The following is a 26,097-nucleotide window of genomic DNA, read 5'->3' as shown; positions in this document are numbered from 1 at the left end:
TAACGATTTGGGATCGATGACAATGAATCGGCAAAACCTAGTAAAAGGTATTGAACCCGATAGCTGTTTCTACATTCAAAATGCCCAAGCAGGACAAGGGCTTGGTGAAACAATTCCTGAAGACTTACCACCAGATCTTGCTTTAGAAGTTGATATTGCAAACAAGTCAGATAGTAAGCTAGGCATTTACCGGGCGATGTTAGTTCCTGAAGTGTGGCTTTATCAACAAGAAACAATCAAAATCAAACAACTGCGAGAAGGGAAGTATGTTGATTCACCTATCAGTCGAGCATTTCCTTTAATTAGTGCAGAACAGTTGAATCAGTGGCTACAGTTAAGAAGAACTGGGACAGATTTAACTGTTATCAGGGCTGTCAGGCAGTTTTGCCGGGAACAAAGGGCTTGATTAGAAGAGTTAAGTTTTGATAATGTCACTTCTCTTATATTTATGGCTAAATACATTTAGAGGATGTTTTAAAAGTCATGATTGATGTAGCAAATATTTTTTACCCCACCCTAACCCTCCCCTTATAAAGGGGAGGGAACTGGAAATTGAGTTTCCCCCCTTTCCAAGGGGGGACTAAGAGGGGGGTAATTTCGACTTGTGTGTACACCGTAGCCTTTATAAAGGGGAGGAAACTGAATTTCTCTTAATTTCCCCCCTTGTAAAGGGGGGACTAAGGGGGGTAATAATGTGATTCAAATGACAGCCAGCTACTTTTCAAACATCCTCTTATTAACTGTAGTTCAAGTAACAAATATGACATTAGAACCTGCTTTTAAAAATTCTTTCAAACCCTTTTTAAAACATAAGGGTGAAACACCAGAAGAACAACTTCAGAAAAATCAAGATGTAATGAAACTATTGAAAAGTTGGCTTGAAGAAGAAGTTTCAGACGAAGAAGCAAAAGAAAGAGAAAGACAATTTGAAATTTTTAAAGAAATCATTGATAATGAAAGACCATCCGGTTATAAACTTTACTCCAAAGAATGATAGTTTTCTTAAATATAGGGGTACTTGGTTTAGTGCCTTCTTCCAGTAACACTGGAGAAGCCAAAAATTGTAAAGAATGGCTTTACCGTTGCAACTACATGAGGTACATACAGATTCTTATAAGGGCGCAAGGCATTGCGCCCCTACGATGTACTTCATTTACCTGAAAAATGCTGTAAGTAAGTCGGTGCAAATAATTATTAACAATTTGTAGTTGCAACAAGCGTGTTCGCCGCTAAGGTTCCGCAGGTAGAGACAGCGCAACTACGAGCGGAAGTACAAGATTTTACATTTCATTTGCTGTAAAATTAGCTATTCATGTGTTGTAGTTGTTCAATTTTTTCTATTAAGAAACGAACTTGAGCAGACTTGTTACGAAACCAGTCTGTTGACCAAATCCGGTGAATTTTCCAACCTAACCTTTCAAGCACCTGTTGTCTTAGCCGATCGCGATCTCTTGCAGTGGGTGAACTATGGTAAGATGCACCATCACACTCAATCCCCAATAAAAACTCACTTGGGCGGTTATTATTGACTACAGCCAGGTCAATCCGGTAGTCTGAGCATCCAACTTGGGTACGTATAGTGTATCCCTGCTGGACTAAGGTATGATAGACATCTTCTTCAAATGGCGAGTCAAAACGAAGCGTATCTGTGTAGAAGTTGCCTTGCAGTCTTTCTCCACCACTCGCGGTGTACTCCAAGTAATCACGCAGTAATTTTATGCCTTGGCTTTGAGTACGTGTTAAATCGATGTCACCAGCTTGTATGGAAGAAACTAGTGTAATTTTGCTTTTTGCCCGTGTGACAGCTACATTCAGCCGTCGTTCTCCACCTTGGCGATTAAGGGGGCCAAAGTTAAGAGAAAGCTTACCTTGCTCGTCACGAGCATAGCCTACACTAAGTATAATTGTATCTCGCTCATCACCTTGAACGTTTTCCAGTGCTTTGAGAAAAAACTGAGGTGAATTATCGCTGCAAAAAGTCTCAAAATCGGGATTGTTTTTGCCTAAAATCTCAATTTGCTCCTGAATTGCATCGGATTGGGCTTCGCTAAACGCAATAATACCAAGAGATTGTTCGGGAAACTTTTGAAAATGCTCTAACGCCAACTGAGCAACTACTTCAGCCTCCCGTCGATTATCTCTGCGTCCACCGCGATCGTAGACTCCATTAGGAACATACTTAAACCAAACGCCCAAATCTGAATTCTGAACTGGGTTGGGAAATGTAACTAATTGAGAGTCATAAAAATGTTTATTAGAAAAAGCTATCAACCGTTCATCTTGACTGCGGTAATGCCATTTCAGGGTTCGCCTAAACATAAAACTTGAACATTCATCCAAAACGCTTTCATAGCTTGCATCATCCTCATCATTGATATCTTCTTCGCTGTCTCCGGTTGAGAAGAATGATGTGGGAGGAAGTTGTTTATTATCGCCAATTACAATCACTTGATTAGAACGGATAATCGCAGGAACTACATCCTCTGTACGCAGCTGAGATGCTTCATCAAAAATGAGAACATCAAAATGAACTACATCTGCATTGATGTATTGGCTAACTGAAAGCGGGCTCATCATCCAGCAAGGCTTCAAGACTTTGACTAGATTTGGTATCCCCTTTTGTGTGTCGTTGAGGATTTTACGGATAGGCAAATGTTGTCTTTTCTTAGTCGCTTCTTTTTTCAGCTTTGGCAACTCAGCTTGAGCCAATGAGGTTTTTTCCCAATTTTTCCAACGTTGCACGTGAAGTTTTTTTAGACGTTCTCTAGCAGCATCTAGTTGGTTATAGTCGAGTTTACCAAATTCCTTGATTAGCCGTTCGTGTATTTCAACATTAAAATTTTTCAATTCAGGCTTTCTGGCAAGAATTGCATCAAGACAGGTTTGATAAATCAGCTTCTCTAGAATTGGGAACCAAAGTTTAGAATCTATTTTGTTATCACGTACAGCATTTAAAAACTTATCAGTTCCCATCTCTTCAAGTTGCTGATAGGTTTTTTTATAGGTTAACCATTCTTGAAAATAAGGTAGTTCAGAGTGAGCCAAGTTCAAGAAAGCTTCTAGTTTGGCAAAGGGAATTTGATGACGCAGTAAGTAAGAACTTGTAATGTCAGTTTCATCAAAATATGACAATAAAAACTCTAGTCCTTCCCTAATACTGTTATGAATTGATTCAAATTTCTTAACTAATTCAGCCAGATCGCGCTGTCTAGAGGGAGAGTTTATAACACGTTCAACGGAATCAGCCGAAAGCGAATACTTTTGTAAGCCAGTCAACCAATTTAAAGCTTGTTCAATGGGTCTTAGTTCTGCTTGGCTAGAAACATCTGGATTAAACAAACAGCCAAAAACCTGATGAGGTAGGTAATCAACTAGACGTAGCCTATTTTGCACAGACTCAATAGGATTAGGTTTATTGTCTCGCAAAGCGTCTAAGAACTTTTTAGCTCCGAGCTTTTCAAGCTTTTCATAAGTTTCTTTGTAGATCAACCATTCTTGGAAATGGGCTAAGTCAGATTGAGCTAGGCTTAAAAAACTTGCTAGTTCGGTAAATAAAATTTGGTTGTGAGGCAGATATTGACCAATAATATCAGTCTCATTAAAGTATAACAACAGGAAATGAATGCCCTGTCTAATATCTTCAGGAAGGGATTCAATTTTCTTAACTAATTCAGCTAGTTCGCTAAATGTAGAGGGAGAATTGATAGCGCGCTGAACGGAGTCAGCAGGAAGTGAATAATTTTGTAAGGCAATTAACCAACTTAAAGCCTGTTCAATCGGTTTCAATTCTGCTTCGCTAGAAATTTCTGGGTTAAATAAAGAGCCAAAAAGTTGACTAGCTGGGTAATTGCTTTGATATAGTTCGTTTCGTGCGGCTTGTATTTGAACTGCTTGTGCTAAATCACGTTTTAATTCGTTGTGGGAAATCTGCCCCTTTTTAGTACTTAGCTTTTTCAAAAGCCTGATATCGCGCCTGTAGCTGGGATTAAAAACTCTAATAAGCCAAAATCGACTATATTTCTGGTATCTATTAGCTAAAGCAGGCAATTCTGAAGAAAATAATTCTGCATGATATTTTTGTTTTAAAATCGGCTCATTTTCTTGCAGAAACTTTACATCTTCTTTCAATTTCTTAAAGGCATTTTGAGCAGATATTTTATCTGTCCTAGTCCAATTTGTAGGTAAATTTGATGGAGCTTTTAATATATGTTTAAGAGGAGGATAGCAAGCTTCTGCATCTTCCAAATTTAATAAAGGTTCAATCCCTAGAATTATTTGAAGTTGATGACTAGCTGTCTGAATCAAAGAAATTGCTTGTTGGAGTTTATTTATTTTTTGAGTGATTTCTAATTCCAGTTGCTCAGAAAAAGATGTTAAGGTGCTTTTTGCCCAAACAGTTGTTTTCTCTCCTTTTAAAAAGGGTAAAAATGAAGAAAGCCGAGTCAATAAATTTTGTACTTCTTGCGAAAGTTTATTCTCTTCAATTTCTTTAACGTCTTCTTGCAAAAGAATCAACGCATCCCGAGCAGTAGAAATATCTACTCTAACCCAAATTTCAGGCAAATTAGATGGAGCCTTTAGTATATAGGCTAAGGCTGGATAGAAGCTTTCCAGAGATTCTAAATTCTCTAAAGGTTGAACTTGTAGAGTCTCTTGTAATTGTGGATTAAGTTTTTGGATAGAAAATAACGCTTGCTGAAATTCCTCTATTTTATCCTTTATTTCCAATTCAAGTTCATAGGAATAAGTATCGAGAGAACTTTTTGCCCAAACGGTTGTTTGTTCTCCTTTGAAGAAGGGTAAAAACTTCGCTAATTCATTTAATAAAATTTTGGCTTTTTGTAACCTATTTTGATTCCAATCATGGTATTTAGAAAATACAATATTTAAGCTTGGTACTGCTTCATGTTGTTTTCTCAAAAGTTCCCCAAATATCTCGAATGCTGATTTATCTAGAGGCGGCTCTTTGGTATGTAAACTCGTAAGATATGAATTTATGGATTGACGATTAGAAACGAGTTGTTCAAAGAAAAAAGAGCGATCGTTTTGCTCATTAATTTGTTCAATATAGGTAATGGTTTGCGATAAATTATTAACCAGTTTCCGTTTGTCTGTTGTGCTGCTATGATGGAGATTAAGGCACAAATGCTCTAGACCACATTCTGCAATACGCTTTTGAACTACATTCAGTGCTGTTTCTTTTTCTGCAACTAGTAAAACTGATTTACTATCACCAACCAGTTCAGCAATCATATTGACAATAGTTTGACTTTTGCCCGTTCCTGGTGGACCTTTAACAACAAAGCTCGAACCAGCCTTAGCTGCTTCAATAACGACTTGCTGACTAGAGTCAGCATCAAGAATTTGAAATGTTTGTTCGGGTTTAATGCGTGAATCAAGAGCAGATGCAGGCAATGGTTCTTTATAGTTAGACTGATATGTGCTCAAATCACCACCCATCGCCTGTAATATGGGATGGGAAAAAATTCGAGCTTCATTTTCGATCAAGTCCCGAACCATTGCGGCTTTGGCATAGGAAAACAATGAGAGAAACACATTTTCTTTTATTTGCCATTTATTTTGCTCTGCTAGCAAGTTGCGGATCTGGGCAAACAGTTCACCGTAGCTTATTCCTTGTAAAGATTCTCCCTCTGTAAACTCGATTCCAAAAGTTTGCTTTAACTTTTGTGCTAACGTTGGATTGAATGCAATATCTTCCTCAAGAATAGATAGTTTATAGATATCTCGTTTAGGTTCTTTTATTAATTCCACAGGAACCAGAATCAGTGGTGAAAGCAAAACATCGTCTGGTTTATCCTTGTCGTACCAAGCCAAAGTTCCAAATGCAAGAAACAAGCTATTTACTCCTCGTTCCTCAAATGATTTTCGCGCCTCAGCACGCAATTTTTTGAGCCGTTTCAGTTGCTCGTTACCTGTTTGACGAGTTCTTAATTCAAGAAGATTTTTTTCTGTTGGTAATGCTTTAAGTCTTCTTGACTGGAAAATCTCTTGATATTCGCTATCTATCATCTGAAAAGGAAGCGATTTCTTCTCTTCTGTAAGGTGTTTGAAGAGAAGATCTGGTTCCTCTGTCAGAATTTCTAAAATTCGAGGGCTATCTTGCCGGAATTTGATCAGAGGGTTTCGTCGTCCCAAGTCAGCCAGTCCAGCTTTCCACTTAGCAATTTTTTGAATAAGGTTTGATTGAGAACCTGGAGTGGACTGTCGCATTTTAGGTTTTTTGGTAAATTAGAGATGCTATCCTATAGTATAACAGCGCTTTCTTGCATAAGTATTCGTTAGCAAACAGCTCCCTCAGGGAAAATCAGTAAAGTCGATTTCTATAAGCAAAAAGCTATATTGCTTTCTCATTAGGCAGGTAAGTCACTAAATTTTAGTAAGAATTGCGTGAGCCGCACTTTCATCAGTAATCAGCCCGGTTTGCTAGTATCGCGCTGCTCCAAGAAAGGTTCTTCCATATCCCACCTTTAAAGACTATGTACCTATCAAAAGAGCGATCGCATTAATTTGATGATATGCCCATAGACAGAACTTTTGCTCAAATATCTTTAAAGTTTTACTGCCCCCCAGTAATCTCCAAGTTGAATCCAGTGATGTAGCTTGCTTCGTCGCTCATCAGAAATGCTACCCCATTGGCAACCTCGTCCAGGCTACCCAAACGGCGCATCGGTACTGAATTAATCATCTGTTGCTCAACTACCTTGGGATCGGTATCAAAGTACTGGGAACCCACTGCTGCCTGCAATTCTGTTTGCCGCGTCCACATAAAACCAGGACCGATGAGCGCAGGAGAGAGCGCATTCACCCGAATGCCGTAAGGAGCCAAGTCTTTCGCCGCCGTCTGAGTCATTCCAATGACAGCAAACTTTGAAGCAGCATATGCCAGCATATTTGGCGGACCAACTACCCCTGCATAACTTGCCATATTGACGATGACGCCGAGACCTGCATCCCGCAAATGTTGTGCAGCTGCCTTAAGAACGTGAAAAACGCCAACAACGTTAATATCGATGACATGCATGAAAGTCATCTTCGGGATACTCGTCAGTCTTCGCAAACATTCCTTGATAGCCCGCGTTGTTAAACACATAATCAATATGCCCAAGCTGCTTCATAACACCAGTAAAAGCTTTGGCAACATCATCAGCAGATGTAACATTGCAGCGAAATGTACCGACTGGAATATTGTACTTTTTTAGTTCCTCAGCTACATCTGCCATCTTCGATTCATTCAAATCCAGCAGGGCTACACCAGCGCCATTAGCGGCAAAACGGTGTGCAGTTGCCTTGCCAATATCTCCCGCACCACCCGTAATTAGGATAGTCTTGCCTGCAAACTGATAGGTTGCTTTTGCTGTCATACTATCAACGTCTTATTGAAGAATTGTTGCAAATGCCTCTCATTGAGATGGGATTAGTATGATTCTATTATTGGGCTTTTGCCTAAAAATAGAGCATAAAATTAAAAATTTAATTGATTCGCTAACGCGAAACGCCACCACCTAGTAAGCAACGGACTAGGCGTCAAGTATCAACCTTACCTCTGGTTGCGCCTTTGGTCGTTGTCCTTCTGCTGTGGATGATTGTGCCTCATCTTTGGTTGGCTGAGTCAACGGCAATTAGTCAGAGGTCTTACTTTTGGTGCACTTATGTAACCCTTGATAAATCTCATGAACAGCAATATCAGCACAGGCTCAGCAATCAAGCTCAATGAAGCATCCCTGTCTCGTTTAGCGAATAACGTCCGCGTACCCAATTACGATCGCCACCAAATCACCAATGGAATTGTGCATATTGGTGTAGGTGGGTTTCATCGAGCACATCAGGCATTATACCTCGATAATTATTTGCATCAGCATCCCGGCAGTGATTGGGGAATCTGTGGGGTTGGTCTATTGGAATTTGACAAGCGGATGCGGGATGCACTGGATTCTCAAGATTGTTTGTATACCTTAGTCGAACGGTCACCGGATGGCGATCGCGCTCGTGTCATTGGTGCAATTACGCAATATCTGTACGCACCAGATAACCGTCAGGCAGCGATCGAGGCATTAGCAGATCCTAAATGCCGCATTGTCACGCTGACTATTACGGAAGGAGGTTACTACTACATAGAAGGTAGCGGTGAATTTGATGCCAATCACCCAACGATCCAGTATGATTTGCAGCATCCTCATGAACCAATTGGAGTCTATGGCTTTTTGACGGCAGCACTCGATCGACGCCGCCAACAGGGACTAGCACCGTTTACTGTGTTATCCTGCGACAATTTGCAAGGCAACGGCAATATTGCCCGCAAAATGTTAACTGCATTTGCCCAAATGCGCGATCCCGAGTTAGGAAGTTGGGTTGCCGAACAAGTAGCCTTCCCCAACTGCATGGTCGATCGCATTACTCCCGCCACAACCCCAGCAGATATCAAAATGGTGGCAGAACAGTTTAACATTGATGATGCCTTCCCAGTTGTTGCCGAACCGTTTCTCCAATGGGTAGTTGAAGACAAGTTTTGTGCGGGTAGACCCGATTGGGAAGCCGTTGGCGTCCAGATGACCGATGATGTTCATCCCTACGAGATGATGAAAATCCGGTTGCTCAACGCCAGCCATTTGTTAATTGGTTATCTCGGCACAATAGTCGGCTACACTTATGTCCATGAGGTCATGGCTGATACATCGATCCGGCAAGCGGTTGATAATTTGATGGCAGAAGTTACGCTCACACTCCAACCCGTACCTGGGATCGATTTAGACGATTACAAAAAAACCCTAATTGAACGCTTTTCCAATCCCAAGATTCGGGACCAACTGCCGCGTCTTTGCCTCAATAGCTCCGCCAAAATGCCAAAATTTGTTCTCGGCTCGCTCCGTGACGCGCTGCGGCAAGGAGGAGCGATCGATTACATGAACCTCACAGTTGCTGCGTGGTTCCGTTACCTCAATGCACGGGATGACCGAGGTAACTCCATTCCCATTGATGACCCAATGGCAGGTATCTTGACTCAACTAGCTCTTTCTGGTAGCTCCGATCCCAAACCATTACTCAGCTTAACTGAAATTTTTGGCGATTTATCGCAGTCGTCGCGTTTTGTCGATTCAGTTACAAACCATTTACACAGTTTGTATGAACTTGGAGCTAAAGAAACATTAGCCCAAATTCTGAGAATTTAGGAGGGGCAATTGACCGACATCGTAGTTGGCTTAGACTTGGGTACAGGAGGAGTGCGGGCGATCGCAGTTGACCTACAAGGTAAAATTATCGCTCAGGCAACCAGAAGCTATCCCCTGTTAACTCCACAACCCGGTTGGACGGAACAGAACTCATCAGATTGGGTCGAAGCAAGTTTGGATGCTCTGTTCGATGTGACTCATCAGCTGGAGGGACACCGAGCAATTGCCCTAGGTTTGTCCGGACAAATGCACGGCATGGTTCCTCTGAACGGAGAAGGCAAAGCAATTAGAGCGGCAATTTTGTGGAATGACCAGCGCACGGGTAAAGCTGTTGCTGAAATTGAAGCCACCATTCCCCGTCAGGAGTCGATCCAGCGCACTGGAAATCCTGCAATTACCGGGTTTCAACTGCCGAAGCTCTTATGGTTGAGGAGTGAAGAACCACAAGCCTATGCTCAACTGTGGAAGATTCTTTTGCCAAAAGATTATTTGGGATATGTGCTAACAGGCGAGCCAGTGACAGAACCATCTGATGCATCTGGTGTTGGGTGTCTGAAACTGGCGAATCGGCAATGGGATACAGATATTCTCTATGCTCTCAGGATCGATCCAGCGTTGTTCCCCCCGATTATCGAATCTACTGCGATCGCCGGACGGCTGAGATCGGAAATAGCCGCACGGGTGGGATTACCTGTAGGATTACCTGTGGTTGCAGGCGGGGGTGACAATGCAGCCGCAGCCATCGGTTTGGGCATCTCATCAAGCAACCTGAACCGAGGTAGTTTGAGTATTGGCACATCGGGAGTTATTTTTGCACCGTGCGATCGCCCAATTCCCGATCCAAATGGTCGGGTACATTTGTTCTGTCATGTGGATGGGGGCTATCATCTGCTGGGAGTGACACTCGCGGCTGGTGGTTCTCTACGTTGGTATCGAGATACATTTGCACCACATATATCCTATACCGAGCTGATGGGTATAGCAGAGCGATCGCAGCCCGGAGCGCGTGGTATTTTATTTCTGCCCCATCTGTCAGGAGAGCGCAGTCCCCACCTCGATCCAAATACTCGGGGTACTTTCGTGAATCTGTCATTAGCTCACACGCAAGCAGATATAACTCGTGCTGTTCTAGAGGGAGTTGCCTTCAGCCTGCGGGAAGCGTTGGAAGTTATCAGCGCGATCGCACCCGTTCATCAACTCTTGGCAACGGGTGGAGGAGCACGCTCTAACATTTGGTTACAAATTTTATCCGATGTTTTGCAAATAGAACTCATTGCTCCCAAAGCCGAAGAAGGAGCTGCTTACGGAGCAGCTGTTTTGGCAATGGTGGGGGTTGGTGTCTACCCGAACTTAGAAGCTGCTTTCAAGATCCTACCGCAGGATAGTCATGTGGTACAGCCGCAGGCGAATCCTTTGTATGAAGCAGGGTTTAAGCGATATAAGCTACTTTATGATGCCTTAAAAGCAGTTCGTTAATCGGGACATTTATAGCGCTTCTTATATGTTTGCTCTTACATTAGCAGCCATACCTGATATCTTGCACCTACACCCTAGAAGGGTGAGGCTATACAAACGAACCGTGACTAGCAGGCTAGAATTTCTAGTTTTTGGTGTTGTTGAGAAAAATACATATTTATTAAAAACGCAAAAACTCAGTATTAATACTTTGGTGCAAGATGTGAGATACTTCCTTTTTGAATTTAACTTTTACTAAGAAGAATGGAGTTGTTTAATTGGAAGAGAGATAGCAAATTCTGTTCCTCGATTGAGTTGCGAGTTGACAACAATTTTGCCTTGATACTTTTCCATAACTTGATAACAAATAGATAATCCTAAACCTGTTCCAGAACCCACTGGCTTCGTAGTAAAGAAAGGGTCGAATATTTTGTTTTGAATTTCTAAAGTAATGCCTATACCATTATCTTTAATTTTGATTTGAATTGAGTCTGAAGCAATAAGTTGTGTTTGAATCACAATTTGTTTTTGTAATTGTTCTCTAGCGCTAATTAGAGCATCGATCGCATTATTTAGTATATTTATAAATACTTGGTTTATTTGTGCTAGATAGCACTCTACTAATGGTAACTCCCCATATTTTTTGATAATTTCAATTTTATCTTTGATCCGATTATTGAGAATCAATAATGTATTGTCAATTCCTTCGTGCAAGTCAACGTATTTTACCTCTGCTTCATCGAGACGAGAAAAGTTTCGTAAAGATAACACGAGTTGACGGATACGTTCAGTACCCATTTTCATAGAACATAAAATTTTGGGCAAATCGGAAATGATAAATTCTAAATCAATTTCCTTAACTCGTTCCTCAATTTCAGTTTCGACTTGAAGATATTTCTGCTGGTAAATCTGTATGATTTCTAATAAATCTTGAAAGTAATTTTTAGTATGTTCGATATTGCCATAAATAAAATTAATCGGGTTATTGATTTCATGGGCAATACCTGCAACCATCTGTCCAAGACTCGACATTTTTTCAGTTTGTATCAATTGACTTTGAGCAAAATTCAATTCTTCAGTATATTCTGCAACTCGTTGGATAAGTTGATTGAGAGATGGGTTCTTTCGTACATAGCGTGCTAAATTTTAATTAAAATTTATAATTATGCTTTATTTGCAGGGCTTACAGACACTTCTAGTTTCAATTTTAGAAAAGAATACTGTTATAAAGGTAATAATGGCTGTAATACAATCCAGACAAGGATTTTAAGCTAATTTTCCTATAAAAATAGCACGCTAAGTACGCAAGAGCCAGATTTGAGAGTTGCTAACGATTACAATATCTCCTCTATCACCCCGTTCAATAAACTTTTCTAAAGTTCCAGAACCAGCCAATTTATATTTAAAATTAATATTTGGACGATCTTGGCTATAAATTTTTTGGATATCTGCTAGAGCACTTTTTAGGCTAGCACTAGCATATACCGTTAAGGTAATAAATTTTGATTCTTTCTGAACTGAGATACAGCTATTCAATAATACAGACAAAATAGTTGAGCAGACTGATATAAAAAAAAAGGGATTTTTTTTCATTATGATAAGTTCGGGTTAGTTTTAGTAAACACCCAAAGAATTAAGGAATACCTAGTTTTTACACTTGGCACGATCTAAAAATTCATCTGTGTATAAGGTAATAAATTTATCTCTGTAATAACAATAGAAGTATTACTGAAATTAGGGAGTTTTACCCAGATAAATAGGGGAATAGTACCTAAGTGCTGCAAATTCACCTCTAGTGGAATCAAAAAGAATATAACCAACGTTATATAACTGTAAGGGCGTGGATAATGGGGGATCTCTAAGAGGTTGTTTGAAAAGTGGTTAGTTGTGATTTTAATCACATTATTACCCCCCTTAATCCCCCCTTGGAAAGGGGGGAAACAAAAAAAATCCAGTTCCCTCCCCTTAGCAAGGGGAGGGTTAGGGTGGGGTAAAACGAAGACTAAAACCTTTGTCTATTAGCTTTAGACTTGTGTGTACACCGTAGCCTTATAAAGGGGGGAAACAGAAAATTGATCTCACGAGTGAAACAGTTCTGCTTCATTCTCGGTTATTGTGGAATTTCTAACCTCAAAAGAGTTAGCAACAGCCAGAAATTTATTTGCTTGGAGCTTCTATAATGACGATGTTTTTTCCAGAAGATTGTTTAATTCTTGTTGTTGATGACGTCAGCAAAAATTTACAAGTTATTGTAGAAATGTTACAGAATGTAGGTTATGAAACAACTTTTGCCTCTAGCGGTCAGCAAGCTTTGGAACGTGCTAGAGCAGCTAAACCAGATTTAATTTTATTGGATCTAATGATGCTTGAGATGAATGGTTTGGAGGTCTGTGAAAAACTGAAAGCCGATCTAGATTTAACTGATATTCCAATTATCTTTCTCACTGCTAGCACCGAGCAAGAGGATTTACTCCAAGCTTTTGAAAAAGGAGCAATTGATTATGTTACTAAACCGTTTCATGCGGCAGAACTTCTTGCACGAGTACGGACTCATTTGGAATTGAAATTGGCACGAGAGCAATTGAAAAAATTGCTGCACGAACAAAAGGTACTCATTCAAGAGTTAGAAAGATTAGCTACGACAGATCCATTAACTAAAGTTTTTAATCGCCGTCATTTGTTGATACTTGCAGAACAGGAACTGAAGCGTTCTCTGCGATATAATATTGTATTTTCTGTACTCATGTTAGACATAGATCGCTTTAAGCAAATTAATGATACCTACGGACATGCTGTTGGAGATCGAGTGCTAACAGTTATGGCACAAGTGTCTTTAAATTGTTTGCGAACGGTTGATTTTTATGGCAGATTTGGTGGTGAAGAATTTGTGGCTTTTCTACCAGAAACAGATATTGATGAGGCAATTATTGTAGCCGATCGTATACGAGAGAACCTTGAAAAGACAGGAATTTTGGCGCAAGAACAACAGATATTCATCACAGTGAGTATAGGGGTGGCTAGTTATCATTTGAGGGACGATTCAGTAGATGCGATGCTTCAACGTGCTGACAAAGCTTTGTATCGTGCTAAGAACCAAGGTCGTAACCGAGTTATTGCAGATCTTTTATAAGACTGTGCCTCACAGTTGGGAACTTATCTATAGTTTGAGATAGTTTCTCCGTATCAAAAGTATCTAGTTGAGTTTTGAGGGAATCAACATAATCTAACAATAACTGGCATTGATGCTCCCTTCCCCAAAGCTCTAGGCGCTGAATAAACTGCTTTAACTCTCGAATTTTCAATGTTTTACGTAGGGTTATCCAAACTATTTCTTCCTCTTGTTGCAATTTCACTAATAAATCTGGCAAATTAATTGTGGCGGTGGGGAATGGTTGAGAAACACTATTGCAGTCAGATGGCTGTCTTTTTTCCTCTAACTCTTTACCTACTGTAAAAGCAGGTTTTAAATGTTTCTTCAGTTCTGCAATTAATTGAGTACGGCTAACAGGTTTATGTAAAAATCCTTGACAGATTTGTTCGAGCTTTGATTGTTCGTCTCTCTGAGATAAAGCAGTCAGAATCACTATAGGAATATTTTGAGTTTGTTCATCCTGTTTGAGATTTTGTGCAGCTTCTTTTCCATCCATACAGGGCATCTTGAGATCGAGTAAAATTAAATCGGGGTGATGTACCCGAGCTAGGCGAATCCCTTCTCTACCATCCTCAGCAAATATCAGCAGATGATGCGTTTTCTCAAAATACCCTTTGATAAGTTCTCGATTAGAGGCAACATCATCCACAACTAAAATTGTGCAAGGCGCAAATTGATTTAAATTATCATCTATGGGAGACCGAACGATCGCTTTTACAGTTTGAGCTAATGACACTTCTGGAAAAACCAAGGTGAAAATACTACCTCGTCTCAACTCACTTTGAAGTAACACCATTCCACCCATTATATGAGTTAAGCGTCGAGCGATCGCTAGCCCTAAACCCGTCCCGCCATACTTACGATTGCTTTGTCCAGTACTTTGAACGAATGCTTCAAAAATATGTTGCTGCTGCTCTTTCTCAATACCAATTCCTGTATCCTCAACAGCCATTTCTAACCAGACTTTTTTATTCTCAGAAATAGAATAAACCCTAGCACGGACAGATATTTGGATGTATCCCCGTTCTGTAAACTTGAGAGCGTTTCCTACAATATTAAACAGAATTTGGCGCAATCGAACTTCATCAATGAAAATGGCAGATGGTAAACTATCATCTACGATCGCGTGCAGAATTAAATCTTTCTCTACTGCCTTTTGGCTAAAAATTTGCAAAATTTCTCGAATTAGCGATCGCAAATCGACTGTTTCGTAATGAAGTTCGAGTTTTCCCGCTTCAATCTTAGAAAGGTCGAGAATATCGTTAATCAACCCTAGTAAAGTTCTACCACTACTAGCGATTACGTCCAAATAGCAACGGGCGCGGGATTCGCTAACAACTGATTGTAGCAAATCCGCAAAACCCAAAATGGCATTCATGGGTGTACGAATTTCATGACTCATATTCGCTAGAAATTCGCTCTTGGCTCGATTTGCAGTTTCCGCTTCTCGCTTAGCGTGCTCTAAGGCAAAGTTTTTATGAGTCAGTTCTTCGCTTCTAAGGGTCTGTTGTTCCAAAAGAGCTGCTTGAGCTAGTGCAATACCTACTTGAGCAGCAACAGCTTCAAGTAACTCAATCTCATCAAGCGTCCACTCGCGAATCCGATCGCACTGATGTAATCCCATCAAACCATTTGTTTCCCCTTGATAAGAGGTACGAATAGACACCATTGACTTGATTTGAAGTTGATGACACAAGTGAAGCACGGACTGAAACAATGGTTCAGTATTAACATCCGATGTAGCAATTGCTCTATCTTGCTGTAACACTGCTTCTGCATGAGGGTTCCCTGCAACAGGAATTTTGATTTTATTGATGGATTTGTAATTTCCACTTAAATATTCTGCAACTAAAGGTAACTGTGGTTCTGGTTCGGCGACATAAGCATGAATCAGACAGCGGTTCACACCAAACGCTTGTCCGATTTGAATAGCAGAAGTTTCAAATATATGCTGTGTTTTAAGATTTTGGCGGATTGCGTCTGTAATTTGCTGTAACAATACCATCTTATGCAATTGCTGTTGCAAAGCCTTTTCAGCTTGTTTGCGAGCGGTAATATCCATTTCTGTGCCAAAATAGTAGGCAACTTCACCTGCTTCGTTAAAAATGGCGACCGCTTGACCCGACACCCAGGTTTCTTGTCCGTCCGGCTTGCGGTATCGATATTCCATCTCAAAAGGACTCGCTTGTTGAGTGGCGTTTCTCCATATACTGAAAACCCGTTCTCTGTCTTCGGGATGAATTGCAGGAACCCAGCCCATACCCCGTGCTTCTACCATTGAAAGTCCAATCGTTTCCGAGCAGTGGGGATTTACGTATAAACAGCTACCTTGTGCGTCTGTTTGGTAAATGCCCACAGGAGCATGGGTGACAAGGACTCTATAGCGCTCTTCACTTTCTCTTAATGCTTCCTCTGCCTGTTTGCGATCGCTCACATCCTCGACCACGTAGGAAAAACGAGGACGTTCTTCATCTGTTCCACCAATGTAGCAAACAGTAGCGCATAACCATTTCATCGTTCCATCTTGGTTGTGCTGATACTCAAAACGCACGGGTTGACCGCTATGTTGGCTCTCCCGATAATGACTTATCCAAGTGCGTATATCTTCTAGAGATACACCTATTTGACTGGCTAGTTGATTTTGCATTGCTTCTGAAGTTGTACCAAAAAATCGAGCAGTGGTAGCGTTATCAGATAAATGCAGAATGTCATTATTAAATAGTTCCACTATACCCATCATCATTGGCGCTGAGTCATAGAAGCTACGTAGTATCGCCTCCTTTTCTCTCAATGCGGTTTCGGCTTGCTGAGTGCGAACGAGCTCTTCAAGTAAACTTTTATTAGCATCTCGCAATTGAGCTGTTCGCTCCGCAACTCTTGCTTCAAGTTCGACATTGGCTCTTTGGGCTTGCTCGAGCAACGTGGCTTGTTGAATGGCGTTTGCAACCTGTACTGTTAAGTTTTCCAAAAAATCTACTTCCTCCGATCGCCATTGTCGAGTATCAGTACAATGATGAGCAATGAGAAGCCCCCATAACGTCTCATCCAACACTATTGGTACTATAAGATTAGCTTTCACTTGAAGCTGAGTGAAAAAATTCACATGGCTTGGGCTTAATCCAGCCCGGTGAATATCGTCTATAGCTTTAGAATGGCGTTTTTGATAAGGCTCAAGCCACGTTTGTACGAAGCATTCATCTTCGACAACTCTATTAAAAATTGACCACTCTGGTTGCGTGACCGATTCAACAATAACTTTTCCACTTGCATCTGGCTCAAAGCGATAAATGACTACGCGATCGATGTGTAGTAGTTGGCGCACTTCCGTGACAGTTGTGAGAAGAATTGTGTCTAAACTTAAAGATGCTCGAATCCGAAGTGCTATGTCAGCTAAAAGTTGGTTCCGTTGACCCTGTTCGTATAGTTGGGCGTTACGGTCGTTAACTTGTTGTTTAAGTTCACTAGTCAGACATTTCAGCAAATTGACTTTATCGTTCTGCAGCTCCTGCACTTGCTGCTGTAATACGGTGATAATTTTGTGCAATTCATTTACATCAACAGCGTGCAAAATACTTGTTTGAGTCACGATCCCTACAAGGTGACCGAGGCGATTGGCAATAACTAATCGCCGTACATTCCGGCGCTGCATTTCTTGATGAGCTTCCCATAGGGAATCATCGGGGCTAACCAAAAACAGGGGAGTACTCATCACCTGTTCTGCTCGCAATTCATTCAACTTAAGTTGGAGGAATTGGAAGTGGACGATGTCTCGCTCTGTCACAATTCCAAAGGGACGAATGGTTTCGGGTGCGATCGCTTCCCCAATGACTACACAACTTACCTGATGGTAGGTCATCAATTGTGCCAACTCAAGCACTGTCGCAGTGGGAGATGCATAAATCACAATTGATGACATCACTTCTTTAATGTATCTAAACTTGAGTACATCTGCTGGTGTCAACATGGTGCGGATGCTGGCTGGCGTTACGATCCCTACAGGTCGATTCTGCTCGTTGAGAACTGGTAGATGGCGAATGCGGTGCTCGCGGAGTAATTGAATAACTTTGACTATCTCTGTTGCTTCCCATTCTCGACACGTAATCAGTTGCTGCGTCATCACTTCAGAAACTTTAGTTTCCTCGAAACTGCGCCCTTCTGCTGCTATCCTGACTAAATCTCGCTCTGTTAATAAACCAACCAATTGCTGGTTATCCAACACCAAAACGCAACTTGCTCGAACGGTATTTTCTTGTTTAGTATCTGACTCCTTGCTGGAGCTAATATGACCTACTTGACTCATCAGCATAACTGCGTCAAATAAAGAAGCATCTGGAGCCACCGCAACAAAGTGGCGATCGATACAGTCACTTGAAAGGAAGAGCAGCGAGGTATCAGGTAGTTGCATCGGCATAATACAGATCGAAGGAATCAAAGAAAATACTTATTTTTCAATCATTATCTTGACAGAGCTAGCAATGTCCACTCAACTTTTTCATAAATTCTCACAACAAGCTTGATTAAGTACTAGCTCATCTATAAAGACATAACCCAAAAAACCATTTTTAACTAAAAACCGTTACCTGAAGTAAAGTTCGGGGAACTATACGAATATGCCTTCGCAATGTTTCTGTTAACTATTTATGAACTCAGACTATGAAAAGAAGATATTATATTACCAGACTTACGCAAGCTCAACCTATTTTCTGGGATTCTAGACGTTGCAGATCCCCTCAACCCCCCTTAAAAAGCAGATCCCCTCAACCCCCCTTAAAAAGCAGATCCCCTCAACCCCCCTTAAAAAGCAGATCCCCCCAACCCCCCTTAAAAAGGGGGGCTATACGTAATTCCTATATTAGTGTTATCTTAGGTGCTGTCCTACTGGGTGGTTGCGCTTCTGGAGTAAATTCCGCCTCCAGAGATGGTTTTGAAGTTAAGTTTTTAGTCGGTAGTGCTTTACAACAATTCTGTAACCAAGCAGCAGAACAGTTCAATCAAACAAAACCCAAGCTGAGTGACGGTAAAGCTTTCTACTTAAGTTGTCAGGCGATGGGAAGTGGCGATGTAGTTACAACCTTAGTCAATAAAGCCAAGCAACTTCAATCTGGAAGTTTGCAAGCTGACTCACCAGAATTTCCTAGTTTAGTTTCTTTAGACGGAGAAATTTACCACTCTCAATTAATCTACCAGTTCAATCAAATTTTTCCCGGACAAAACTACATTCCTCAAATTACCGATGCGCCTTTACTAGCAAATAGCCCCATGGTGTTTATGGTTCCTGCGGATGTAGCAACTGGATTGCAAAAGCAAGAAGATGTCTATAAAGCATTAGTCAAAGCAAAAACCCACAAAGAACTCGATGCAAGTAGTCCCACACTACCGATTTACTTCGTTCAATCCGCACCAACTCGCTCAAATTCCGGCTTGCAAACTCTTGTCGCCCAATTTGTATCTGTCTCTGGGAAGCGTCCCGAACAACTGACAGCAACAGATGTTCAAAACTTCCAAACCCAAATCCAAAATATTCATACCAAAATCACTCGCTACGGTGTTTCTACAGATGCTTTAGCAACTGATATGGTCAAAAATGGTTCTTTTTGGGCATCTGTGGCGTCTGTTTACGAATCATCTGTTATCAAAGCCAACTCCAATTTACAACCCGGTCAAACCCGCTACAAAGCTATTTATCCCAAAGCAACCTTTACCTCTAATATGCGGGCTATTATACCCAATGCACCTTGGGTAAGTGCAGATGAAAAAGCTGCGGCGGAAAAAGTCATTGCTTATTTACAATCCCCTCCAGCACAGAAAATTGCAACAGAACTCGGTTTGAGACCGGGCGTTCCTGGAGTGGAGTTGGGAGCAAAATTTAGCCCGGAATATGGTGTCGATCCCAATGCCAAATATGATTCTTTGCGTCCCCCACAACCAGAAGTGGTGGCTGCAATGCTGAAATCTTGGCAAGAGTTTGCCAAAAAACCTTCACAAGTGATTGTGGTCGTGGATTCTTCTGGTTCTATGCAAGGGAATAAATTACCTGCTGTACAAAGTACTTTACGTCAATATATTGAAAGTCTAGGACCAAAAGAAAAGATTGCTCTGGTTGATTTTGATTCTGCCATTCGTTCTCCCATTGTTGTTGACGGAACTCCTGAAGGGAAAGAACGGGGGATGCAATTTATTGCTAGTTTGCAAGTAGATGGTGGAACTAAATTATATGATTCTGCTCTCTATGCACGTAATTGGTTGGCATCCAATCTTCGCAAAGATGCTATTAATGCTGTTGTTATCTTGACGGATGGTGAAGATTCTGAGTCTTCAATTAACCTAGAGCAATTACAGCAAGAACTTGCCAAAAGTAACTTTAATAGTGACAAAAGAATTGCCTTTTTTACTGTTGGTTATGGCAATGAAGGAGAATTTAATCCAGAAGCATTGAAGAAAATTGCTCGAGTTAATGGTGGTTACTATCGGAAGGGAGATCCGGCAACAATTTCTACTTTGATGTCTGAATTACAGGTGGAGTTTTAATGAAATGTTTAGAACCGCAGATGAACGCAGACGAACGCGGATTTTTCTTTTATCAGCGTGCATCCGCGTTCATCTGCGGTTAAAAATTATTAATTAAATTAGGTTCAAACAATGATTAAATTGGCAAATCCTCTTTTCTACCCACTCAGTATCTTGGTTGGTGGTGTCGTCCTTGTTGTTGGTGTTCGTTTTGCTAAAATCCCTAATGTTGTTATATTACCTACTGCTGCTTTAGTCGCAACAGTAGGGGCAGCTTTGTTGAATTCTAGGGAACCAAATGAGGAAAAACTAGCAAAACAACAGTTACAAAAGGAATTACAAATGCTACAAAATGCTGCTAAAAATTTGGCTGACAAATCGGGAGATTTACGGCAAGAAGCCAAGCATTTGTTAACTGATGATAGTTTTAAAATTGAGTTACTAGCGATTGTTGAAGAGGCTTGCGATCGCGCTACAGAACTGCCAAAAAAAATTGACCGACTATCTCAGCGCGTCCAAGGTCATAATTCCTTGCTCTCTCCTACAGAATTACAGCAGCAATTGTTAGAAGTTCAAAATAAATTAAGTGTAAGTTCTGGGGCTGCGCGTCAACATTTAGAGCAATTAGCAAATAGCTTAAAACGCAATATTGAATTAGCAAAAGCTGGTGAAGATACTCGACAAGCACAACTCGTCAATCTTTACACTTTAATTCAAGAGACTGCAGGTATATTGCAGAATTTACAAAATAAGCTGCGTACTTCCGATTTGACTAAATTTGAGGAGGTTAATGAGTTACGTTCCTTAAGTGCTGAGCTTAATAGTTACCAGGAGAATATGGAGATTTTAGTGGGTCGTTAGTTGGAAAAAAATATTTTCACATCGTCCACTAGTAGAAGCACAAGTCCAGCAATTACTTAATATACAACTAGAAGATACATCTATGACTGTTAAAAACTCTTCATCGCTTCGGCGGAAACAGACAATAACTTCCATTGCGATCGCTCTATCAGCACTCGGTTTAGCTTATGCTCCCATACCGGGATTACAGCAAACAGTTGCGATCGTGAGCGGTACAGAATTACAAGCTCCATTGCAAGAATTAGCAACAAAATTTCAACAAAACAATCCTAACATTAAAATAGAACTCAAATTTCAAGGTTCTCAAGATATTGTTAATAATTACATAGACCAAAAAAACGAACAAAAGCCAACTGTCTTGATTCCTGCTTCATCGGAATTTTTAGATGAATTGCGCCAACGCTACACAACACAAAATAACAGCGATCCATTTATAGAATCACCGCAACCAATTGCTAAAACACTTCTAGTTGGTGTTGCTTGGTCGGAACGAGGTAAAGTACTTTTCCCCAATGGTCGCTTTTCTTGGCAACGGGTAGAACAAGCTATGCAAGCTTCAAATTGGCAAGCGATCGGCGGTCAAAAAGGTTGGGGAAGCTTTGATTTTATGATGACCGATCCCAGCCGTTCTAATAGCGGTCAAGTGACTCTCAGTTTGTGGTCGCTGTCAAAATTTGGTGGCGATAATCCTAATAATATTAACTTTAGCAATCCTACAGTAAGTTCCTTATTTGGAACAATAAAGCGTTCAGTTTATCAACCGTCTCGTTCTACAGATATTCTTTTACAAGAGTTTATTGCTCGCGCTCCTAATGATGCCGATGTAGCGACTGTTTACGAAAGTCTTGCCTTATTGCGATGGCAGCAATCTAGTAAAAATCAAGGAAAACCCTATCAAATTTACTACCTCGACCCCACCATTGAAACGGTAGCAACTGCGGCAGTTCTTCGTCAAAATGTAGATACAGCAACAGCCAGTGCAGCGAAAAGTTTTATCTCTTATATAAGAGAACCCGAACAACAAAAAGTCTTTATACAGTACGGTTTTCGTCCAGCAATTAATGGTGTTAATTTGCAAGGAGTTGCTAACAGCCCTTGGAATCAGAATATTCCTGGCGTGGAACTGAATCCATCTGTGAAAGCAGTACCAGTTCCCAAAGCACAGGTTCAAGCCGAAATCCAACGCATTTGGCAAAGGGCTAATTAATGGAATTGTGTGGTTTGTATTGATAATCGCACTAGCGACTTAATAATCATCGCTGGCGAAGAAACTCAAGCAGTGATTCATAACAAAGGGGAGGTTGATTACCGTGATTAAACCTAATTTTGAGCAAATGACCATTAAAGAATTAAGAAACTACGTTTTGCAGCATCGCAATGACAGCGAAGCAATTCATGCACTAGGACAGAGGATTCACCGTGAGGGTAGACGCCTTACGGTAGATGAACTTGTTGAAAGTTTGGAAGAAAAACGACGCCAAGGCAAGGAACCTTAATTTTGTCATGCTAATTTCACAATTTTGAAGTGGAGAGGATGGCGAAACTGTGCCGAAAAAGGTAAGGATAAGACTACTCCCTTTCCTCTACAAGATTACCGATTTTCTTCTCCTCTTTCTTCGTGTCCTTTGCGTCTTTGCGGTTCAATCAAATAGGTAATCTTTGGGTGATACAGAAGTATGATTAGGTGAAATATCCAATCGATTCAGATCCAAAATTCAGTTCTCTTAATTAACGGCGATTCATTTTTATATTATGCTTAAAATCAAGCGAGAAAATTTTCTCACTTTGTCTAATCTGTAACAATGCATAAACGCCCTAAAGTTTAAAGTTTTGATATGCCCTTAATGCAAGAGAAGCTAAGTAAAGTATCATTTTTATCTAAAAGTGTTATAAAAATACTTAAGCTCTTTCATTGAAGACGGCTCTTAAACCTAGATCCTATTTTCTCACTTGGTTATCAAGAAGTAAAGTAGTACTCTAATACTAAAACGTGTTTAAAGAAATTGCTCGACAATCCCTTTCAAAGATGCTAAATCTTTCAAATCTGTCAGGTTTCCATATCATAAATAATGATCCAAAAAGAGTTTGATGCTGTCCGAAAGTAACAGAGTTCACCAGATAGACAAAAAGTTTGATGCTGACGTTTCCAACGAGCAGTTTATGAACCAGCTATTCGTTCGCCTCGTGGCGAAAGACAAGCAGTTCACCAAGGTTGATTTCAAGTACTCAATTTTTGACACTTGCTATCTTCGAGGTTGTAAGTTTGATTCATGCGACTTTACTGGGTGTCGTTTCGTTGGCACTAATCTACACGGGGCGAAATTTTCAGGATGTAAGTTTGATTATTCCATCTTTGAGAGAACAGTGGTTGAGAACCCAATCCTAGATACAGAATGTCCAGGCAGTGAAAATCTCAAGATGAAATTTGCTCGGACGCTACGCATGAATTACCAGCAACTCGGAGATGCTGAATCTGTTAATAAGGCAATACGCATAGAGTTACAAGTTACCGAAATTCACTTGCATAAAGCATGGGGTTCAAATGAAGCGTATTATCGAAAGAAATATGCAGGATTGAAGCGACTTGAAAAACTTCTAGAATGGATTAACTTCAAATTTTTTGACCTCGTGTGGGGCAATGGAGAAAACCCTTTGAAGCTGTTACTAGTAACCATTATTATACTTATGCTCATGTCTCTAATTGATGTTTGGAAATTCAAAAATACTCAAATCATTGATAGTTACACACAGGCATTTTTGGGGTTTCCCCAGATATTTCTAGGAACGCTTTCTCCATCGTATTATCCAAGTTTATATCTGGTTAACAAATTGGGGAAGCTACGTTTTGTAGCATCGCAATAACAGCAAAGCGATTCACGCATTAGGGCAGTGCATTCACCGTGAGGGTAAACGCCTGACGGTGGATAAATTTGTTAAAAGCTTGGAAGAAAAAGGACGCCAAGGTAAAGAACCTTAATTTTATTATGCAAATTTCATAATTTGACAGCATGAGAAAATTTTGATGATAGATAGAATTTCATCATCACGTGCAATCATGATTTAAAGTTAGGACGATCCTCATAGGTTGACACAAAAGTTGTGGTCAACCTAACAGGGCGGAGCTTTTTGAGCCTAATATCCATTGTCGATATCCTCTAGCAGAGTCTATCACAGATGAAGAAATTGACGTATTCCTTTCCACACACTCCAGTAAAGGTAGGGCTTCATTCCAACCAATAACAGCAGTACAACTTAAAAGAGATTGTGCTATGTGTGGCTCGACTTGTTGTAAATAACGCAAGGTAATATCAATAAGACGTGAAATTGGAACAACATTTTTTGCTTTTCTAAAAACATCTTCAAGCCATTTTAGAATTGTACTTACAATATCTTTTAATACCCACCAAAGCCAATATTCTCCCACATCTTCAACCATAGCTACTGTAGGAGAGGCCATCTCGTATTCCTTTAAGCGTTCCTCCACTTTAGCAAGGTCAAAATCACCTAAAGTTGGCATACTCTGAGCCAACCATTCTGCTGAAAAATCCCAATATTGCATTAAGGATTCGGGGATAGAATCCTCAGAAGGGAGCTTGAATTGTGAAAGGGTATGCAAGCATTGTTCTAGGACTTCAAGAGATGTCTCGCTCTCGTCTGGAGAATAGCTCAATTTTTCAATTTGCTGACGGCGTTGCGTGCCACTAGATATATGCCACGGATAAGGTAGTTTCAATAGGGATTTTGGCAAAGTAATTGGTTTCATTTCAGTGAAATTCCTAAAAATCTTTCAGCATCATTTAGCGTTGGTATTTGACTAAAGAAATCACTCTTGGGTGGAAACATTTTCAATTCTTGGGACTTTATCAGAACAGCATTCCACAGTTCATTCATTTTAGATACACTGAGGTTGTAGGAACCAATAGTCAACGGAACTCTCTCGTCAATTAATATTCGTAAAGCTGCTGTCTCTCCTTTCTTACGAATTGCAAATAAATCTGTCCAGTTATCTTCTTGTTCTATCACAACTGTTATTTTTCTATCAGTCGGTGCCTCGGCAAGCCACCGTTGCATATTTCTAAGCTGTTCAGGAGTTTTGTTAAGTTTTTCACGTAGAGCATTAGCGGTGTTTTTGACCTCATCGATGCGAACTAACCTTTCTTTCCCAAGGTATAACACATCCACGTCGGGTACAGGATCTGTTCTTACTCTCACCGAGCCTAAAACGTACTCACGTCCTTGAGTAGCACCCAGTATAACTCCCGAATCTACAGCTACCTCACCTGTACGAATTAAACGGTTGGGATATCTTAGCTCTGCTAAAACCTCATCAAATCGATTTGAACTGTTGGCTGAATTAAGTTGGCTAATAACTCTTTGTAAATCGTCCTGAAAAAATCTCTCAGAGTTTAAAGCTTCTGATAAATTTACACGTACCTGTTGCATAAGATCTAAGGATATATCTGTACGATTAAGCAGTTCTGCCAGATGTTGTGGATTTGCAAACCTACGTATTCGGACAGCTTCAAAGAGCTGTTCATCCGTCAAATTCCTACTACTAGGGACAGAATGGCTGTCTCCCATTATCTTCAATGCTTCTAGTCGTTGTGACTTCAGTTGATCCTGAGTCACAAAACCAACTACAGGTATAATCTGTCCATTGTGATTTAGCTGTCGTTGTAGTGTCTCTAAAACATCATTGATTCTATGACAGACTTTTACAAACGTCTGCTTCGGTATTTGTTCACTTACCGTTATGACTTGGTAAACTTTCTTTAAAACTTTTTGCTTTTGTTCTGTAATTGAACTAATTTCTAAAATGTTTAGAGTAATACTCTTAAGTTTACTAGGAAAATTTGCCCAATATTTGTTTCCTTGCCTGCTGCTCATTCTTCTCAGTTTTTGAAGAATATTGTAGAATGAAACGATGCTTTTTTG

Annotated in this window: 19 protein-coding genes; 11 read left to right on the top strand and 8 right to left on the bottom strand. The window is 40.4% G+C overall.

What is annotated here, in order from left to right:
- Positions 1-22 precede the first annotated feature (22 nt).
- Both ACKTT2_RS19485 and ACKTT2_RS19480 read left to right on the top strand, forming a co-directional pair.
- Positions 23-406, top strand: coding sequence for a Uma2 family endonuclease (locus ACKTT2_RS19485; protein ID WP_407889924.1), 384 nt, complete (start codon positions 23-25; stop codon positions 404-406).
- 354 nt (positions 407-760) lie between these two features.
- On the top strand, positions 761-994 hold the full coding sequence (locus ACKTT2_RS19480) for a hypothetical protein (protein WP_407889922.1): 234 nt from the start codon (positions 761-763) through the stop codon (positions 992-994).
- Positions 995-1,302: 308 nt separating this feature from the next.
- Here ACKTT2_RS19480 and ACKTT2_RS19475 read toward each other — a convergent pair whose 3' ends face one another.
- The 3 genes from ACKTT2_RS19475 to ACKTT2_RS19465 form a co-directional block, all read right to left on the bottom strand.
- Positions 1,303-6,231: a PDDEXK-like endonuclease domain-containing protein gene (locus ACKTT2_RS19475; protein ID WP_407889920.1), complete on the bottom strand. Its 4,929-nt coding sequence runs from the start codon at positions 6,229-6,231 to the stop codon at positions 1,303-1,305.
- A gap of 346 nt (positions 6,232-6,577) precedes the next feature.
- The gene (locus ACKTT2_RS19470; protein ID WP_407889918.1) at positions 6,578-7,051 is read right to left on the bottom strand and encodes an SDR family NAD(P)-dependent oxidoreductase; all 474 of its coding nucleotides are present in this window, start codon (positions 7,049-7,051) and stop codon (positions 6,578-6,580) included.
- Positions 7,023-7,382 carry an SDR family NAD(P)-dependent oxidoreductase gene (locus ACKTT2_RS19465; RefSeq protein ID WP_407889916.1) on the bottom strand — a complete coding sequence of 120 codons (360 nt, stop codon included), beginning with the start codon at positions 7,380-7,382 and terminating at the stop codon, positions 7,023-7,025. Before ACKTT2_RS19465 ends, ACKTT2_RS19470 begins: the two co-directional genes overlap by 29 nt.
- A 309-nt stretch (positions 7,383-7,691) precedes the next feature.
- Between ACKTT2_RS19465 and ACKTT2_RS19460 the strand changes: the two genes are divergently transcribed.
- Positions 7,692-9,188, top strand: coding sequence for a mannitol dehydrogenase family protein (locus ACKTT2_RS19460; RefSeq protein WP_407889914.1), 1,497 nt, complete (start codon positions 7,692-7,694; stop codon positions 9,186-9,188).
- A 9-nt stretch (positions 9,189-9,197) separates the two neighbouring features.
- Entirely contained in the window at positions 9,198-10,664 is a 1,467-nt protein-coding gene (gene xylB / locus ACKTT2_RS19455) for a xylulokinase (RefSeq protein WP_407889912.1), read from the top strand.
- Positions 10,665-10,898: 234 nt separating this feature from the next.
- On the opposite strand, the gene ACKTT2_RS19450 is transcribed toward xylB, so the two are convergent.
- Together ACKTT2_RS19450 and ACKTT2_RS19445 are read right to left on the bottom strand one after the other, a co-directional pair.
- Complete coding sequence (locus ACKTT2_RS19450) at positions 10,899-11,675, bottom strand: sensor histidine kinase (RefSeq protein WP_407889910.1); 777 nt, start codon at positions 11,673-11,675, stop codon at positions 10,899-10,901.
- A gap of 264 nt (positions 11,676-11,939) precedes the next feature.
- A complete protein-coding gene (locus tag ACKTT2_RS19445; protein WP_407889908.1) occupies positions 11,940-12,236 on the bottom strand; it encodes a molybdate ABC transporter substrate-binding protein in 297 nt (98 codons plus the stop codon).
- Positions 12,237-12,822: 586 nt separating this feature from the next.
- On the opposite strand from ACKTT2_RS19445, the gene ACKTT2_RS19440 reads away from it, so the two are divergent.
- Positions 12,823-13,773: a diguanylate cyclase gene (locus ACKTT2_RS19440; protein ID WP_407889906.1), complete on the top strand. Its 951-nt coding sequence runs from the start codon at positions 12,823-12,825 to the stop codon at positions 13,771-13,773.
- Here ACKTT2_RS19440 and ACKTT2_RS19435 read toward each other — a convergent pair.
- Positions 13,754-18,205 carry a CBS domain-containing protein gene (locus ACKTT2_RS19435; RefSeq protein WP_407889904.1) on the bottom strand — a complete coding sequence of 1,484 codons (4,452 nt, stop codon included), beginning with the start codon at positions 18,203-18,205 and terminating at the stop codon, positions 13,754-13,756. The genes ACKTT2_RS19440 and ACKTT2_RS19435 overlap by 20 nt on opposite strands.
- Before the next feature lie 242 nt (positions 18,206-18,447).
- On the opposite strand from ACKTT2_RS19435, the gene ACKTT2_RS19430 reads away from it, so the two are divergent.
- The 6 genes from ACKTT2_RS19430 to ACKTT2_RS19405 all read left to right on the top strand — a co-directional run bounded on the left by ACKTT2_RS19430 (position 18,448) and on the right by ACKTT2_RS19405 (position 24,024).
- Positions 18,448-20,322, top strand: a complete 1,875-nt coding sequence (locus tag ACKTT2_RS19430; RefSeq protein ID WP_407889902.1) for an extracellular solute-binding protein — start codon at positions 18,448-18,450, stop codon at positions 20,320-20,322.
- Positions 20,323-20,433: 111 nt separating this feature from the next.
- A complete protein-coding gene (locus tag ACKTT2_RS19425) occupies positions 20,434-21,162 on the top strand; it encodes a hypothetical protein (protein ID WP_407889900.1) in 729 nt (242 codons plus the stop codon).
- 82 nt (positions 21,163-21,244) lie between these two features.
- Positions 21,245-22,369 carry a substrate-binding domain-containing protein gene (locus ACKTT2_RS19420; RefSeq protein ID WP_407889898.1) on the top strand — a complete coding sequence of 375 codons (1,125 nt, stop codon included), beginning with the start codon at positions 21,245-21,247 and terminating at the stop codon, positions 22,367-22,369.
- A 9-nt stretch (positions 22,370-22,378) separates the two neighbouring features.
- Entirely contained in the window at positions 22,379-22,480 is a 102-nt protein-coding gene (locus ACKTT2_RS19415) for a DUF6888 family protein (RefSeq protein ID WP_407889896.1), read from the top strand.
- Positions 22,473-22,658, top strand: coding sequence for a DUF6887 family protein (locus tag ACKTT2_RS19410; protein ID WP_407889894.1), 186 nt, complete (start codon positions 22,473-22,475; stop codon positions 22,656-22,658). The genes ACKTT2_RS19415 and ACKTT2_RS19410 overlap by 8 nt, the downstream gene beginning before the upstream one ends.
- Before the next feature lie 592 nt (positions 22,659-23,250).
- The gene (locus ACKTT2_RS19405; protein WP_407889891.1) at positions 23,251-24,024 is read left to right on the top strand and encodes a pentapeptide repeat-containing protein; all 774 of its coding nucleotides are present in this window, start codon (positions 23,251-23,253) and stop codon (positions 24,022-24,024) included.
- 241 nt (positions 24,025-24,265) lie between these two features.
- On the opposite strand, the gene ACKTT2_RS19400 is transcribed toward ACKTT2_RS19405, so the two are convergent.
- On the bottom strand, positions 24,266-24,925 hold the full coding sequence (locus ACKTT2_RS19400) for a hypothetical protein (RefSeq protein ID WP_407889889.1): 660 nt from the start codon (positions 24,923-24,925) through the stop codon (positions 24,266-24,268).
- Positions 24,922-26,049 carry a hypothetical protein gene (locus ACKTT2_RS19395; protein WP_407889887.1) on the bottom strand — a complete coding sequence of 376 codons (1,128 nt, stop codon included), beginning with the start codon at positions 26,047-26,049 and terminating at the stop codon, positions 24,922-24,924. The genes ACKTT2_RS19400 and ACKTT2_RS19395 overlap by 4 nt, the downstream gene beginning before the upstream one ends.
- Positions 26,050-26,097: the final 48 nt, after the last annotated feature.

The organism is Scytonema hankhaensis NUACC26 (assembly GCF_045865695.1).
Classification (GTDB): domain Bacteria; phylum Cyanobacteriota; class Cyanobacteriia; order Cyanobacteriales; family Nostocaceae; genus Scytonema.
The sequence above is the reverse complement of the archived record's forward strand: the minus strand, read 5'-3'. Positions and strand labels throughout refer to the sequence as shown.

Bases quoted from the DNA above. Each gene is read 5' to 3' on its own strand.
- ACKTT2_RS19400 (WP_407889889.1), bottom strand. From the start codon at position 24,925: ATGAAACCAATTACTTTGCCAAAATCCCTATTGAAACTACCTTATCCG.
- ACKTT2_RS19440 (WP_407889906.1), top strand. From the start codon at position 12,823: ATGACGATGTTTTTTCCAGAAGATTGTTTAATTCTTGTTGTTGATGAC.
- ACKTT2_RS19475 (WP_407889920.1), bottom strand. From the start codon at position 6,231: ATGCGACAGTCCACTCCAGGTTCTCAATCAAACCTTATTCAAAAAATT.
- ACKTT2_RS19465 (WP_407889916.1), bottom strand. From the start codon at position 7,382: ATGACAGCAAAAGCAACCTATCAGTTTGCAGGCAAGACTATCCTAATT.
- ACKTT2_RS19470 (WP_407889918.1), bottom strand. From the start codon at position 7,051: ATGACTTTCATGCATGTCATCGATATTAACGTTGTTGGCGTTTTTCAC.
- ACKTT2_RS19420 (WP_407889898.1), top strand. From the start codon at position 21,245: ATGACTGTTAAAAACTCTTCATCGCTTCGGCGGAAACAGACAATAACT.
- ACKTT2_RS19450 (WP_407889910.1), bottom strand. From the start codon at position 11,675: ATGTCGAGTCTTGGACAGATGGTTGCAGGTATTGCCCATGAAATCAAT.
- ACKTT2_RS19425 (WP_407889900.1), top strand. From the start codon at position 20,434: ATGATTAAATTGGCAAATCCTCTTTTCTACCCACTCAGTATCTTGGTT.
- ACKTT2_RS19460 (WP_407889914.1), top strand. From the start codon at position 7,692: ATGAACAGCAATATCAGCACAGGCTCAGCAATCAAGCTCAATGAAGCA.
- ACKTT2_RS19430 (WP_407889902.1), top strand. From the start codon at position 18,448: ATGAAAAGAAGATATTATATTACCAGACTTACGCAAGCTCAACCTATT.
- ACKTT2_RS19445 (WP_407889908.1), bottom strand. From the start codon at position 12,236: ATGAAAAAAAATCCCTTTTTTTTTATATCAGTCTGCTCAACTATTTTG.
- ACKTT2_RS19480 (WP_407889922.1), top strand. From the start codon at position 761: ATGACATTAGAACCTGCTTTTAAAAATTCTTTCAAACCCTTTTTAAAA.
- ACKTT2_RS19405 (WP_407889891.1), top strand. From the start codon at position 23,251: ATGCTGTCCGAAAGTAACAGAGTTCACCAGATAGACAAAAAGTTTGAT.
- ACKTT2_RS19485 (WP_407889924.1), top strand. From the start codon at position 23: ATGAATCGGCAAAACCTAGTAAAAGGTATTGAACCCGATAGCTGTTTC.
- ACKTT2_RS19395 (WP_407889887.1), bottom strand. From the start codon at position 26,049: ATGAGCAGCAGGCAAGGAAACAAATATTGGGCAAATTTTCCTAGTAAA.
- ACKTT2_RS19435 (WP_407889904.1), bottom strand. From the start codon at position 18,205: ATGCCGATGCAACTACCTGATACCTCGCTGCTCTTCCTTTCAAGTGAC.